Below are 15892 nucleotides of genomic sequence, written 5' to 3'. Positions count from 1 at the left end.
AGTCGTACCACTAAATCTCTATAAATTAAAAAAGACCGACGACTCTATATTAGAATCGTCGGTACTTTTATTTATTTTTTCTCTTGTCCTTTTGGACCTGGTTTATACTCATAATCTGAAGGCTTAACTTTTTCGAAATCAGGATTATCGTAGAATCTTAAAAGATCACCGTTGAGGACATCGTCACTCATTTGTAAATCTTTCTCAGATTGTTGTTTACGCTTATCAAAGTCTTTAGGTTTTTCTGTTATTGGTTCATTATTCTTATTATCATAAATTCTACCATTAACATATTTATAATCTTTCGTTACGAAGTCACCATTTCTAAATGGCACTGTATCATCGTGATCTTTCGATAATAAATCTGTACCCATCATTAAGTAGTTCTTCGTATCAATACCCATTAAATGTAATAATGTTGGCATTACATCGGCTTGTCCTGCATAAGTTTTATCTACTGTACCTTCTTTACCAGGAATCTTCAACCAGAAACCAGTACGGTTTAAGTCGTTGAATTTAGCTGGTGTAATTTCTTCACCTAATAATTTTTCCATTGCTTTATTATGGTTTTCAGAAATACCATAATGGTCACCGTACATCATTATTACTGAATCATCATATATCCCTTTTTTCTTCAGTTCATTTATAAACTCTTCTAATGATTCATCAAGATATCTTGCAGTTTGTACATAACCATCCACGGTTGAATCCCCTGTGTTTGGTTTGTCTATTGATGCATCTTCTGGTTTCACAGTAAATGGATAATGGTTAGTTAATGTAATTAAGTGACTATAAAATGGTTCTTTTTCTTTTGCTAAATAATCTGCTGACTCTTTAAAGAATTCTTTATCTTTAAGACCTAAGTTTTCAAGATTTTCTTCAGACATATCGAAATATGTTGCATCGTAAAATTTATCTACACCAAAATGCTTGTACACTTGGTCACGGTTCCAGAATGTTTTGTAGTCACCATGCATAACATTAGATGTATAACCTTGCTGTTGATCTAGTATTGCAGGTAATGATTGGTAAGTATTATCACCTTTCAATGAATAAGCTGACCCTTGTGGTAGACCAAACAAACTGTTATCCATAGTAAACTCTGAATCTGATGTTTTACCTTGTCCAGTCTGGTGATAGAAGTTTGGATAATATCTGTATCCTTCATTACCAGAGGAGAGTTTATTTAAGAATGGTGTAACTTCTTCACCATTTACTTTTTTATTTATCAAGAAAGTTTGGAAACTTTCCAAATGAATTTTAATAACATTTTTCTTTTTAGCTGCGCCGAAATATTCTTTGTTCGGTTCAGTTCGTTTTTGTTTCGTATAATTTAATACCTTAGTTAAATCGTCTTCATTAGCCAATGCTTTTTGTTGATTGTTTTGAACTGTTTTAACACCGTCATATACAGTGAAGTTATACGGTCCTAAATATTTAACTAAATATTTATGGTCAAATGTACGTGTTAGTAATTCTGGACGATCTGACTCAGCAAATGCCAAGTTTAAAAAGAATAGTGCGACTGATGCAGCCATTACTACTGGTACAAACTTTTTACTGAATACACGTTTATCAAACCATTTTTGTTTAAATATTAAAACAAACAGGTACACAATAGTATCGATGAAGTAAACAAAGTCATACCATTTGAATGAAGCTGTTACAGCACCACCCATTGATTCAACATTTCCAACTTGATTTAATGTACTGAATGTTAAAAAGTCAGAAAAGAATCTAAAGTATACAACGTTTGCATATAATAAGAAAGTTAATAAAAAGCCACCAATAAAGATGAACCAGAAGGCTTTCTTACCCTTGAAAAACAAGAAAATACTCAATACTAATGCAATTAAACTGTATGGATTCATTAATAAGATTAAGTTTTGAACTAATCCTTTAACACCTAAAGAAAAATCAACATAATATGAAAAATATGTTTTTAAGGTGACTGTTAGCACCGTTAAAATAAAAAACCCAAAAAGAGTTAATTTCTTTTTGTGTATACTCATGTTCTTATCCCCCGATATAAATTATTATAGGCTAGAACGCTTACCTAACCTTATAAAAAGTGGCAAAATTACTATCTTAAACATTTATTAGCGATGTTAGTATCTCTAATAAACGAAAGTCGTTATTGGCTTGGGTAATTGTTTTAGAATCATGCTTTAGTGTCATCTTTAATCATTAACTTAAAGTACACTGTTACAAGCATTCACATGTTTCATTTTTTAAGTTTTTAATTGATATCTATATTATGAATTATTGATATTTGACTATTGTCATGCCAATCCATATTAATAATATTCATAAGTCCAAATTATCTTTACAATTTTTATCATTTTGTAATATGTTCGTAATAAAACGCACATAGTTCAATTAATAAATATAAAGCAATCGTAGTTAAATATCAAGTAAAAAGACACTTTTTTATGTAATTTGGCATCCAACAAAAGCTTTATTAACGCCTTATTAAACAGTTGTTAACTGACTATTAAGTATTTATATGCTTTTTAATTATACCTTTATTGAATAGCATATTAATCGGACTATGGTCGTATTAGCAATTCAACTAATATAATCTCTAACTTTCACATGTTTGTACCTATTTGTAGCCAACTAAATGATTTGAGGAAATAAAGATAGAAAAAAACAGCAACCCAAAATCTAGGCTTAACTTTGGCGTTACTGCTTTTAAATATTTATTACAACAATTAATATTCGCAGCTTATTTTAACATCTCTAATTGCATTCTATACTCAATGCCATGAAATAATTGATTCAACCAATTTGTATATTTGATTAAATTCTTCTCGGCACTTTCCACATCTATAAATTGAAATTTCAATTTAGTCCCTTGATGCTTTTGCCCTAATTTTGTTAAATGGTAACTTGCAATCGTACCAATTTGTGGGTAACTTCCTAAAGTATAATGATCATTTAATAAAATAATTGGCGTGCCATCTCGTTTAACTTGTATCGTACCAATTTGTACCGATTGATGTTCCGGCATGTCTTCATAAAATGCTTTTACAGGTTCTCCTTCTAAATACATACCAACTCTATTCGCTCTACTTGTCACTTTATATTCTCCAGAAGTAAAATGAGTTAATACTTTTGATTTAAAATCTTCTGTACCTTTATTTTTTATTACATGAAAAACATCAGACATATAATTGAAAGATAGGGCGTAACCATCAATTCCCCAATCTGTTTGATGTGTTTCTTTTAGATTTTCAAATAATTTATGATGACGTTCAGTGTAGTCTCGTTTCATGTTAACTTCGTCACCTTTTTGTATTTTGCGGCCATGGAAACCACCTATTTTCGACTTGAAATCCGTTGAAGTTGATCCTAACCATTCATCTAACTCGAATCCTCCACCTACTGCCAAGTAAACTCTAGATGTACGATTTGTTTCTGTAAAAACGAGCACATCACCTTTTTCCATTAAATACAATTTGTTGGGTAAGACTTTCATATGTTCAGTTTTAGCTTTGAAATTTCCACCACTCAAAGCAATAAGAGTCGGTTCAGTAAAACGAAAACTCGCCATTCTGTTAGTCATTTCTAAAGTAGCTTCATGCTTATCATTAGCTACAAGTCTGTTTGCAATTTCATGCGATAAAGGGTCTAAGGCACCACCAGGTATAACACCATCATGTTCATACCCTTTACGACCAAAGTCTTGAAAACTTGAAAATAACCCTTCGCCTTCTATTATGATTGACATGGTTGAAATCCTCCTAAATCCAGTACTTCCTCTTGAATCGCACAAAATTTAACATTATCTCCTAGTTTTAATTTTGTGAAATCTTCTAATTCTGGATTAAATAATCGCACCGGTGTATACCCTATAACAAGCCAATCACCATATGTATCTGTTGTAGTGATACCTGTCTTTTTACCTTCAATAATTACAGAGCCAGCAGGAATAAAGGTCTTTTTTCCACCCGTATGATTTACAAACAAACGCTTATCCATGCCCGTTAAATAAGGGAATCCCGGCGTATAGCCCATCATTGACACAAAATAGGTTTGTGCTGTATGTAATTTCACAAATTTTTCAAAGTTCATTTTGTAATAAGTTAGTAAAGAAGCTAAATCAGGTCCATATTCCCCACCATAAATCACTGGAATTTCAACAGGTTCAACCGTTTCTTCCTCATGCTTAATTTCCATTTGTACAGTTTGCATTAACGCTTTCATATATAAAAATGGTGATTGAATATGATGATGCTTAATCATGTCCCTTGCATCATAACAAATCATCATGTCTGATTCTGTAGGTACAATTTCTGTTATAAAAGGATATTGTTTGTCTGCTAAATATTTTTTTAAAGCTAACAGATCTTCAGTCAAATCTTTAGAGACTTCTTTTTCTATAGAAACCACTATTGCTTGGTCTCCTTGACTATATATCTTCATAGTTTCACCTCATAAATTGTTACTAACGATAAAATACATCAAATGCTTGTATCAAATAATGTACGAGTTCTTTTACTAGGAAATAGACAAATATAAATTGAAATACGCAAGATATTGTAATGACAAAGCGTGTTAAATAAACACTTTGCCTTTTCAACAATTGATTTACGCCCCATTTGGTAAGCACAGAAATTATAATAATTGTTAATGTCCAAACCAATATCATCATTTTGCCTCACTCACTGTTTATAAGTTTTAGATTACTATTCTGTTCATAAAATTTGGGTATCTTAAATCATGTATATGCTATCAATAACCCATGTTTATACTTTCTATATTCTATAGATAAATTTCTACCTCGGCAACCTCTCGTAAGCTATTTATTAGAAAAATCTGTACTTTATTATTACTAATTTTATCTTTTAATTCATGTACCTCAAAATCTTTTTCCAGCAACTCACCTTTATCTAATAGTTCTTGACGCATACAACCACGCAAAAAGTCTTCATTATAAAGGGGTGTATAGTAATGGCCATTTTCTTTTATCATTACATTACCTATATCAAATTCTAATACTTTACCTTTTTCATTGTATAATAGAACGATATCTGTTTGGTGATTATGTTCTAAATGTGCTCTTTGTGTCGTCTTGTTAATTACGACTTGTTTATTCACATCAGACGTTAAAGGTAACAGTTTTGCTGTAAATGTTGACTTTTCTGGTAAAGACGCTGCAACGTATTCCATTGTGCCATCTTTATTCAACAAAATTTTCAGTCGATAAATACCCGTTGCATATTGCTCACTAATTGAGTCTATAAGCTCTGACCAAGCCGACTCATCAAACAAAAACCCTAATTCTTCTGAAGCGTTTTTCATTCTATTTTTATGATAAGAAAGCCTAGAAAACAAGCCTGATTCTAACCTCATTGTTTCAAAAAGTTGCATTATAACCTCTCCAATATCTTTGTCTTGTCTATAAATTCTTGAACTTCCTGCTCAGGTATAGAATCAATCGTAATACCTGCACCGACACCATAAATCGCTTGATTATTTAAGTATTGTATTGTTCGAATCGGCACATTAAAGATTGATTTGCCATTTGGAAGCAATAAGCCAATTGCACCACAATAAATATTTCGCGGCGTTTGTTCTAGTGCTTTTATATAGTTCATCGTATTAAGTTTTGGGGCGCCTGTAATCGAACCACAAGGAAACAATGCACTTAGTATTTGATTTAAGTTTGTGTTTTTATGTAACTTGGCAGTGATCATTGAAGTCATTTGAAATACTGTTTGATATGGTTCAATATGAAACGGTTTATAAACGTTAACCGTACCAGTTTCTGCAATACGACTCATGTCATTACGTAGTAAATCTACAATCATCACATTTTCTGCTCTATCTTTGCTTGAGTGACTTAACGTGTTTAGATTGTTCCTATCTTCTGTTTCATCACTGCCTCTTGGCATCGTACCTTTCATGGGTTTACTTAACAATATATCTTCATCTGCTTTAAATGGCCCTCGTTGGAAGAATAATTCTGGTGATAATGAAGCAACCTGTAACTCATCTGTTTCAATAAGCGCTGAATAAAAGCCATGATTATCATTTAATAGATGATAGTATAATGTCGCTATAGAATGATGAATTGAATCTACTAATCTTGTTGTATAATTTACTTGATATGTATTTCCCTCTACAATAGCTGATTGTATCGTCCGAATATGTTTGATAAGTTCGGCTCTATTTAATTGGAATTGGAAGCTACATTGTTGTTGATATATCGTGTCATCAATGTTCGTCTTCGCTTCTGATATATTTTCAAAAATGTATGCTGCCGCGTATACATAGCCTTCTTCAGTAGACACTGTTGCCATCTCTTTATTAAAGTACGTTGCCGCTTCATAAGGTAAGTACAAGGCTGCACAATAGCCATCGTTTTGGTACTTCTCTGCAAAGCACACGACTTCACCAACTTCTTCTATAGTGTATGCAATTTTCTTAGCAATACATTCTGTAAATAAATAACGATATGTCTCATGTGTTTTTTCATCAGTTATGTAACGATAATTAAAGTGTATTTGCATGATATGCCTCCACTATATCTATAAATATTTGAATCTGTTTAAGACCATATTCACTTAATATGGATTCTGGGTGATATTGCACTCCATAAATAGGTAATACTTTATGTTCCAAAGCCATTATAATACCTTCATGGTTGGTCGCTGTCACAGTTAACGTTGTGGGAAAGGATGATTGCTCCGCTTTTAAAGAGTGATAACGCATCACATCGAATGATTCTGGTAAACCATCAAAGATACCTATGCCATTATGTTTTATGCGTGTTGTATGACCATGAATAGGTTTATCACTTTTTACTATATTTCCACCAAAATAAGTCACAATTTGTTGAAACCCTAAACAAACGCCTAATATAGGTCCTTTTGTTGAAAATGTTTGAATTACTTGATTTAATATCGGATAGTCCTCAGGAGAACCTGGCCCTGGTGAAATTACAATTGCATGTGGCTGAAGTGAATGAATACGTTCATTTGTCATCATTTCTACATCAACTACCTCAACTTGTCCTCTATAACTTTGCTTAATATAATCTACAATGTTATAAGTGAACGAATCTTTATTATCTATAATCAGTATCATTTTGTCGCCTCTTTTTAAATATCTTCATTATTCTGTTATACTTATTATCACAAATATTAACTTGATTTTACAGTTTAAATATATTATTCTAAATCACGTTATAAATGAATACAAAGAGGTTCCTAGCTGATACCCTCTATAAAAAACTAGACACATGAATTTCGTCTGTCTTTTTTATAGAGATGGACGTTTTTTTATGCCGTCATAGCATGAGTTAAAACAGCTAGTTTGACAATATGAAGGAGTGCAAGCAATATGACGCAACAATCTTTAGACAATAATAAGGCCATCGTAGTATTTAGTGGCGGTCAAGATAGTACGACTTGTCTATTTTGGGCTAAAAAACATTTTGAAAATGTAGAACTAGTTACATTCGCATACGGCCAAAGACATGATACAGAAATTGAAGTAGCAAGACGCATAGCGCAAGAACAACATGTAAAACACCATATCTTAGACATGTCTTTACTTTCACAACTAACACCTAACGCCCTAACACAACATGATATGGATATCGAAGTAGGAGATGATGGCATTCCTAATACGTTTGTTCCTGCAAGAAATTTACTTTTCTTATCTTTTGCTGGTGCCTTAGCATATCAGACTAATACTAAAAATATCATTACCGGTGTATGTGAAACGGATTTTTCTGGGTATCCAGATTGTAGAGATAGTTTTATCAAATCAATGAATGTAACGTTATCACTATCAATGGATAAAGATTTTGTAATTCATACACCTTTAATGTGGTTGGATAAAAAAGCAACATGGGCTTTAAGTGACGAACTTGGAGCGCTAGATTATATTCGCTACAACACGCTCACTTGTTATAACGGCATTGTTGGTGAAGGCTGTGGAGAATGTCCTGCTTGCGAATTGAGAGCAAATGGTTTAAATACGTATTTAGCTGAAAAAGGAGTGAATTAATTATGTTCCAACAAAATTATCCTAGCGTGCAACATCCCTATACTTTTGAACTAAATAAAGACTTTAATTTTTCTGCAGCGCATTATATACCAAATGAAGACGCAGGCAAATGCATGCGCACACATGGCCACACTTATTTTGTAAATCTAACGATTGTCGGCGATAAACTAGACCATAATGGTTTTTTAGTGAATTTTAGTGAACTAAAACAATTAGTCCACGGACAATTTGATCACTACTTACTCAATGATTTACCACAATTTGAAGGAAAAAGTCCATCTACTGAAATTGTTGCTCAAACTATATATGAAATGGTTCAAACATCTTTAGATCAACGCAGTAATCAACCTAAATGTGTACAAGTCTACGTAAGAGAAACGCCGACAAGCTATGTCGTATATAGACCAAAGGAGCAACGTAATCATGAGTAAAATACCTGTACTAGAAATTTTCGGTCCAACCATTCAAGGTGAAGGTCGTGTCATAGGCCGCAAGACCATGTTTGTACGAACTGCCGGCTGTGATTACCGTTGTAGTTGGTGCGATTCAAGCTTTACTTGGGACGGTAGCGCTAAAGAAGATATTCGTATGATGACTGCTGAAGAAATTTATGAGGCTTTATACGAAATTGCTGGCGACTCTTTTAATCACGTGACAATTTCTGGTGGTAATCCTGCCCTAATTAAAGGAATTCAACAATTAGTTGATTTATTTGATGAAAAACACATACAAAGTGCTTTAGAAACACAAGGAAGTAAGTTTCAACCATGGATGACTCAAATTGACGATTTAACAATCAGTCCAAAACCACCAAGTTCAAAAATGAAACCAAATTTGCCTATATTAGATGAAGTCATCGAGCAATGCGTGCCAGAATCACTAAATCTAAAAGTTGTTATTTTTGATGATGAAGACTATGAATTTGCAAAAATGATTCATCACAGATACCCTACTATTCCTTTTTACTTACAAGTAGGTAATCCTTATTTAGATGGTGAATACGTAGAATCACACACTAAAAAGTTATTAACGTTATATGAAACGCTAGTAGACCGCGTAATGGTCAGTAGCGATATGAACAATGTATATGTTCTACCTCAATTACACACGTTGCTATGGAGTAACAAAAAAGGTGTTTAAATTGTGTAATCTATGCGATCCGTTGTATAATGCTCTTTGTCTATATAACGAATCGCTTTTTAGTGATGCAAAAATATATAGTTGGTCATCACTGTAAAATTATTTTTATTATGCATTTAACATCATTTTTAATCACATTTGAATGATGATGCTTTGAAGAAATTATGTAATTAAATGAATAACTTTCACTTAATTGATATAATGTTGCAGTGAAGTATCTAGGTTAGGAGAGCATCATGCTAATTAATATAATTATAAATATAGCTACGGTATTAATTGTGCTCGGCATTGATTTATATCGTCAGAATTTCAAACAACTAAAGTTTAGCTCTATACTGATTGCAATAACACTCAACGGTATTATTAATTTATTTTTAGTCGGTGAATATGATTACATCGCCTTTTATACAATTACACAATTATTTATTTGGACTTTATTACAACTTTATTTAAATCGTAAGATAACTGCTTTTAAAATTACAGATCAAAAATTCATTGCAGTTATTTTAACAATTATCATGAGTACATCATTAATCCTTACATATAGCACTAGCCATGACTCGTATTATATGTCTATTCCATACTTAGCCCCTGCTATTTTCCTAATTGGCGCAATCTTACTTTTCTATAGTACTTTTCAGCCAAATGAAAAAGAGCAACTTAAGCTATTACAACGTATCAAGCACCCAATTTTAATAGGTCAAATATGTATGATTGGTGCTTTTACGATAATGATGCTATTAACACCTTACTGGTATGCCTTTATTATAGTTCATTTGCTATTTATATTTTTCTTATTATGGCAGAATATATTTTTTTCACATAAATGATTAACATATTATATTTTGTGGTATAAATAAACAGTTAAATGATTTCTTAAAGGAGGTTAAATTATGTTTGGCTTTATACTTATGTTAATTGTCGGTGGCTTAATCGGCTGGATAGCTGGTGGCATCGTTGGTAAAGATATCCCAGGTGGAATCTTAGGTAATATTATTGCTGGTATCGTAGGTGCAGCATTAGGTTCATGGATCTTTGGTGACTGGGGTTGGCACTTAGGTGGCATCGCAATCTTCCCAGCATTAATCGGTACAATCATTTTAGTTGCAGTCGTTTCATTCATTTTCGGTAAATTACGTAAAAAATAATCAACCATAATAAAACGTAATGATTTACTAAAATTAATATGGAGTGGCTCACAGAAATCTACTCGAGATTTTGTGGCTGCCAAGGCAAAAGCGTCCGAGACATAACGATTGTCTCGGACGCATATTTATTATTTTGCCTTTTATAAATTCATAGTATTTTAATCAAGGACTAATTAAAATTCATCTATTTTTAATTAGTTCTTTTTTCTTTTTATCTTGTGTTTCCGAATACTTTCTACGCTCATTACTGCCAACGTCATCGTTAATATCTTGAGTAATATTGTGGTTATTTGTTTCATAAGCACATTTGAAATTAGAAGCCTGCACAATATATTTAGGACGTTGCTTCACTTCGTAATAAATACGACCGATATACTCACCGACAATTCCTATTGAAATGAGTTGGATGCCACCAAGGAGTAATATAGCTGCAATTGTAGAGAAATAGCCTGGTGTTTCAACGCCTCTTATCATAATACCTACTGAAATATAACCGATATATAGCAAACTAATAAAGAATACAATTAGCCCTAGATAGATCATTGCACGTAAAGGTTTATTATTGAATGAAATCAGACCATCAATACCATAATTTAATAATTTACTAAATGACCATTTAGATTCTCCATCCTCACGCTCAACATTTTCATAGGTAAAGACTTTGGTATTATAACCTATCCATTCGTACAAGCCTTTAGAAAATCTATTATATTCATCTAATTGGGTTAAAGATTGTACTGCACGTTGGCTTAACAATCTAAAATCTCCAACGCCATCTTCTAATTTAATATCTTCTACAAAATGATTTATCAATTTATAATAAATTTTCGTCATCATTTTCCTAGACTGATTTTCACCCGTTCTATCTCTTTTGGCTACCACTTGATCATAACCGTCCATATAACCTTCTATCATTTGAGGTATTAATTCAGGGGGATGTTGCAAGTCTGCATCAATCATAATAACGCCATCGCAATTTTCACTATGTTGATAACCAGCAATCATTGCTGATTCTTTACCAAAATTACGGCTAAAGGATATAAATTTAACATGATTGTCTTTCGTGGCCATCTCTTGAATATAATTAATGGTCTTATCTTTACTTCCGTCATCTACAAATAATAAATCATAGTCATAATGATGATTCTGACTATCTTTCGATAATATTTCAGTCAATCGTTCATACGTTTTTACTATTACTTCACCTTCATTATAACAAGGTACTATAACTCTTATTTGCATATATAAACACCTTCATTTCAATTACTTCAATTTTTACTTTATCAATTCTCACCATCATTATGCTATATAAATCATTTAGATTTACATAATCTTTATATAGCCTTAATACTAAATATTAAAACTTAACTTTTAAGCGAAGATTTTTAAAAACGAATTAATTTCAAGATAATTTTAAAAAATCAAAAATCATTCATCCATTGAATTTTTAATCAAAATGCTAATATTGACTGAAATATAAACTTATAAAAGTTATAAATTGTTACTTTAAGTCTATCAATTATTTTCATTATTTGAAAATGAAAACTATCAACACAATAAAGAAAAGACTATATATTCAGAAATCAATTGAATACATAGTCTCGTTCAAAATTATTTTAATGTCCCTATACGAACCTTATCAGGATCATTGCCTTGTCGCTCATCTTTATTTAAGCTATCAATTTCAGCAATATCAGTAAGTTCTAAATTAAAATCAAAGATATCATAATTTTCTTTAATACGTTCAGGCGTCTTAGACTTTGGAATCACTAGTCTATTATGTGCTAGATGCCAACGTAGTACAATTTGAGCTGGTGTTTTATTATAACGTTCAGCTAACTTTGTAATAACATCATATTCGAGCAATCCTCTATTTCTCATTAACGGCATCCAAGCAGTAACTGCAATATCATGGCTATCACAATATTCCTGTAATGCTTGTTGATTGAAATTAGGGTGCACTTCTATCTGATTCACTGCAGGTACAACTTCAGTTGCTTCCATAAGCTTTTCTAAGTGATGTTGGTTAAAGTTACATACGCCAATGGCACGGATTCGCCCTTCCTCGTATAACTTTTCCATAGCTTTATAACTCTCGATAAATAAGCCATCTGCTTCACATGGCCAATGTATTAAGAATAGATCTAAGTAATCAGTACCAAGGTTTTCAATTGATTTGGTAAAGAATTCAATCGTTTGATTATACCCTTGGTAGTCATTCCATAACTTAGATGTAATAAATAGATCTTCTCTAGGTACTTCTGATTTTTTCAATGCATTACCTAATGCAATTTCATTTTTATAGAAATAAGCTGTATCAAATGCACGATATCCAGCATCTAACGCTGCTGTTACTGCTTGTTCCATCTCTTCTTCTGCGATTTTATATACACCTAATCCTACTTTAGGCATTGGATAACCATTATTTAAATAATATATATCTTCTATCATTATTAATCCCCTTTCTGATTACTTTGTTTGTATAAGTAATATCTTTATTTTAATACGCTTAGACATAAAAATATACTATCTCACACTTTTTCCTTTAATAGACCACAGTATGTTATCTATATAACTATATTTCTTACCCATAAATATAATTCTGATAATAAAAAGAATCTAATGATATGCATACTTCAAAATTAACTATAGTAAATTCAATGAATCCACTTTTTTAGTCATATAGGTCATAAAAAAACAGGAGAGAAATCATTTTATCAAAAATTGATTTCTCTCCTATTTCCTAATTAATGTTACACTTTCACATTAATCATCACTTTTTAATTATTTTCTTCTTCCTCGGCTTCTTCTTCTAATGTTGGTCTATTTTTATGATATTCTAACTCTAAAATAACAGTAATGATTTGGTGATTATCAATTTCAGAAATAACCCATCTATCATATTCAGTATCAACATAATCATTCTGTTGTAAATTCGTATTGTGTGCTTGTAACCAACCACCAATGGTATCAATGTCCTCTGAATCTTCAAATTCGATATCTAGTTGATCTTGTAGGTCGTTTAATAATACACGACCATTGATTTGATATCTACTGTCTGTTACTTTCACAATATCGTTAACTTCATCATCATCAAATTCATCACGAATTTCGCCAACAATTTCTTCTAAGATATCTTCCATTGTTAAGATGCCAGCTGTACCGCCGTATTCGTCTATAATAAGGGAAATATGGACATGTTCTCTTTGCATACGAACTAGTGCATCACTAATACGTGTTGTTTCTGAAATCATAGGTAAGTCATGTACATAATTACTTACTTTCATTTGTTTTCCTGAAGCGTATTCAGTTAAAAACTCTTTCACATTAATAAACCCTTTTACATGGTCTTTATCCCCATCAGCTGTAATAGGATAACGGGTAAATTGGTGTTTTTTAATTGTGTCTAACAATTCATCCACGTTAAATGGTTCATTCATCGTTATCATTTGCGTACGCGGCACCATAATATCTTTAGCTTGTCTTTCATCAAATGAAAAGATATTTTGCATGTAAGCTAATTCGGTCTGGTTAATTTCACCGCCATTATAACTGTTGTTGATTATTATTTTTATTTCTTCTTCTGACATTGCGTCATTATTAGCATCAGGATCAACGCCAAACATACGGATAATCATTCTCGCTGAACCGTTCATTAACCAAATTAATGGTTTCATAATAACACCAAAATAGAATAATGGTCGTGAATAGAACAATGCTAATTTTTCAGTATGCTGTATTGCTAACGTTTTAGGTGCTAATTCACCAAGTACTACGTGTAAATAAGTCACAATAATAAATGAAACAATAAATGATATTGTTGTCGTTAACGGATCAGGCAAGCTAATCGCTTCGAATAGTGGGTGTAATAGTTTATTAAAAGTCGGTTCACCTAACCAACCTAAACCTAAAGAAGTTACAGTGATACCGAGCTGACACGCTGATAAATAATAATCTAGGTTTTTAATCATTTTTTTAACTACACGTGCACTACCATTACCTTCTGACGCAAGTTGATCAATTCTAGAACTGCGGACTTTCACCAAAGCGAATTCCGAGCCTACGAATACCGTTGTTAATGCTATTAAAAGAAAAAATATTACTAAATTCATTATGGTCACAGTTTCCAATTAATTCCCTATTTCTAGGGATTCACCTCCAAAATATCGTGTCACAATAGGTGACCGAACATAAGTATTTTTATTGTTAATGATTGCTTTTTGACGTACTACATCCTTCCCATTGTGACACCTCCCTAAAAATACGCATTTCTTTTATCATATCACAAAATGAACATTTCTTGTAATTTTTGCAATCAATCGCTTTTTAAGCCAATTAATTATTGAAACTTAAATTTGTATTAAAGTCAATTTTTCAGTATTTTTAAGCCTAAGCAATTATGATCCGAAATTGTGAACTTCGCCTGATTTAATCGTTGTTAAAACATGCATATCATCATCGACGACTACAATGTCAGCATCTTTTCCTACAGCTATACTCCCTTTATTATCTTCAATGTTCAAGGCAATTGCTTGGTTTAAACTTGTAACACGCCATAAGTCATCTAAAGAAGCTCCAGTAAATTTAATTAAGTTTTTTAAACCTTCATTCATTTTCAAGATACTACCTGCAAGAGCACCAGAGGCCAGTCTCGCTTCAGAACCTTTTACCGTTACATTCTGACCGCCTAAATCATATTCACCATCTGGCATACCTTTCGCTCTCATAGCATCGGTAATCAAGAAAAAAAGTTTATTTCCTTTTTGTTTATAGGCAATCTTTATAGACGCGGGATGTGAATGAATACCATCAACGATAGATTCTGTACTAAGTTTATCATTGACCCAAGCAGCACCAGATAATCCTGGATTTCTATGTTCGAACGCTGTGCCAGCATTATAAAGGTGGGTCACGTGCTTCGCACCATGTGCCACCGCTTCATTGACTTCATCGAATGTTGCTACCGTGTGACCAATAGAAAAATTAATTTGATTATGTAACGCTGCTAAAGTTTCACGTGCGCCTTCTACTTCTGGTGCAAAAGTCATTACTTTAATTTGGTCGTTAGCAATTTCTTGAAATTGTTGTATCTTTGCAACTGAAGGTCGTTGAACATACGCTGGGTTTTGAGCGCCTACCTTATGTTCAGATATAAATGGCCCTTCTAAGTGTATCCCAACGATACTTGCTGCGTTTAAGTTATCTTGTTGTCCTTGATAGTTCACAATATTCTTTAATGCTTTGATAATATTTTCATCAGACTGGGTCATTGTTGTAGCCAAGAAGCTTGTTGTACCTTCTGATAATAATGATTCTGACAAATGTTTTAACCCTTCAAATGAAGCGTCCATAGCATCTTCGCCATAGCCACCATGCATATGTATATCAATAAAACCAGGTAGCACATGTTGCCCTTTTAAATCTATAGTTGTTAACTCTCCTTGATATTCACCTGTACCAATTTGTGCAATTTTACCATTATCAATTATAATATAGCCTTGTGCAATTGTTTCATTTTCAGTATAAATGCGACCATTTGCAATAACATATTTACTCATTTTTCTACCTTCTTTTCGCTAATT

The 15892-nt window shown here is 32.4% G+C and carries 15 protein-coding genes; 5 read left to right on the top strand and 10 right to left on the bottom strand.

What is annotated here, in order from left to right:
- Positions 1-71: 71 nt before the first annotated feature.
- The 6 genes from ltaS to ACF91D_RS11725 all read right to left on the bottom strand — a co-directional run bounded on the left by ltaS (position 72) and on the right by ACF91D_RS11725 (position 7095).
- Positions 72-2012 carry a polyglycerol-phosphate lipoteichoic acid synthase LtaS gene (ltaS, locus tag ACF91D_RS11750; RefSeq protein WP_039068779.1) on the bottom strand — a complete coding sequence of 647 codons (1941 nt, stop codon included), beginning with the start codon at positions 2010-2012 and terminating at the stop codon, positions 72-74.
- A gap of 716 nt (positions 2013-2728) precedes the next feature.
- Complete coding sequence (locus tag ACF91D_RS11745) at positions 2729-3733, bottom strand: 5-oxoprolinase subunit C family protein (protein WP_039068781.1); 1005 nt, start codon at positions 3731-3733, stop codon at positions 2729-2731.
- Positions 3721-4428 (bottom strand): 5-oxoprolinase subunit B family protein, encoded by a 708-nt coding sequence (locus ACF91D_RS11740; protein WP_101050395.1) that lies wholly within the window; start codon positions 4426-4428, stop codon positions 3721-3723. The genes ACF91D_RS11745 and ACF91D_RS11740 overlap by 13 nt, the downstream gene beginning before the upstream one ends.
- Positions 4429-4767: 339 nt before the next feature.
- Positions 4768-5376 (bottom strand): aminotransferase class IV, encoded by a 609-nt coding sequence (locus ACF91D_RS11735; RefSeq protein WP_101050397.1) that lies wholly within the window; start codon positions 5374-5376, stop codon positions 4768-4770.
- Positions 5376-6518: an aminodeoxychorismate synthase component I gene (gene pabB / locus ACF91D_RS11730; protein ID WP_069792715.1), complete on the bottom strand. Its 1143-nt coding sequence runs from the start codon at positions 6516-6518 to the stop codon at positions 5376-5378. The genes ACF91D_RS11735 and pabB overlap by 1 nt, the downstream gene beginning before the upstream one ends.
- Positions 6502-7095, bottom strand: a complete 594-nt coding sequence (locus ACF91D_RS11725) for an anthranilate synthase component II (protein ID WP_069792716.1) — start codon at positions 7093-7095, stop codon at positions 6502-6504. The genes pabB and ACF91D_RS11725 overlap by 17 nt, the downstream gene beginning before the upstream one ends.
- A 255-nt stretch (positions 7096-7350) precedes the next feature.
- On the opposite strand from ACF91D_RS11725, the gene queC reads away from it, so the two are divergent.
- From queC to ACF91D_RS11700, 5 genes are all read left to right on the top strand, one after another.
- A complete protein-coding gene (queC, locus tag ACF91D_RS11720) occupies positions 7351-8022 on the top strand; it encodes a 7-cyano-7-deazaguanine synthase QueC (RefSeq protein ID WP_327620785.1) in 672 nt (223 codons plus the stop codon).
- Positions 8023-8024: 2 nt separating this feature from the next.
- The gene (queD, locus tag ACF91D_RS11715; RefSeq protein WP_039068790.1) at positions 8025-8453 is read left to right on the top strand and encodes a 6-carboxytetrahydropterin synthase QueD; all 429 of its coding nucleotides are present in this window, start codon (positions 8025-8027) and stop codon (positions 8451-8453) included.
- A complete protein-coding gene (gene queE, locus ACF91D_RS11710) occupies positions 8446-9162 on the top strand; it encodes a 7-carboxy-7-deazaguanine synthase QueE (protein WP_069792717.1) in 717 nt (238 codons plus the stop codon). The genes queD and queE overlap by 8 nt, the downstream gene beginning before the upstream one ends.
- 236 nt (positions 9163-9398) lie before the next feature.
- Positions 9399-9992 carry a hypothetical protein gene (locus tag ACF91D_RS11705; protein WP_039068792.1) on the top strand — a complete coding sequence of 198 codons (594 nt, stop codon included), beginning with the start codon at positions 9399-9401 and terminating at the stop codon, positions 9990-9992.
- Between the two features lie 63 nt (positions 9993-10055).
- Positions 10056-10310: a GlsB/YeaQ/YmgE family stress response membrane protein gene (locus tag ACF91D_RS11700; protein WP_017722549.1), complete on the top strand. Its 255-nt coding sequence runs from the start codon at positions 10056-10058 to the stop codon at positions 10308-10310.
- 180 nt (positions 10311-10490) lie between these two features.
- Here the strand turns inward: ACF91D_RS11700 and ACF91D_RS11695 are convergent, their stop codons facing one another.
- The 4 genes from ACF91D_RS11695 to nagA form a co-directional block, all read right to left on the bottom strand.
- Positions 10491-11552 carry a glycosyltransferase family 2 protein gene (locus ACF91D_RS11695; protein ID WP_039068794.1) on the bottom strand — a complete coding sequence of 354 codons (1062 nt, stop codon included), beginning with the start codon at positions 11550-11552 and terminating at the stop codon, positions 10491-10493.
- Between the two features lie 369 nt (positions 11553-11921).
- Positions 11922-12761 (bottom strand): aldo/keto reductase, encoded by an 840-nt coding sequence (locus ACF91D_RS11690; protein ID WP_119585289.1) that lies wholly within the window; start codon positions 12759-12761, stop codon positions 11922-11924.
- Positions 12762-13090: 329 nt separating this feature from the next.
- Positions 13091-14440 (bottom strand): hemolysin family protein, encoded by a 1350-nt coding sequence (locus tag ACF91D_RS11685; RefSeq protein WP_069792720.1) that lies wholly within the window; start codon positions 14438-14440, stop codon positions 13091-13093.
- A 267-nt stretch (positions 14441-14707) separates the two neighbouring features.
- Positions 14708-15868, bottom strand: a complete 1161-nt coding sequence (nagA, locus tag ACF91D_RS11680; RefSeq protein ID WP_327620786.1) for an N-acetylglucosamine-6-phosphate deacetylase — start codon at positions 15866-15868, stop codon at positions 14708-14710.
- Between the last annotated feature and the right edge of the window lie 24 nt (positions 15869-15892).

The sequence above is a fragment of the Staphylococcus sp. 231237_7MaSpsaltlick genome (assembly GCF_043107035.1).
The sequence above is the reverse complement of the archived record's forward strand: the minus strand, read 5'-3'. Positions and strand labels throughout refer to the sequence as shown.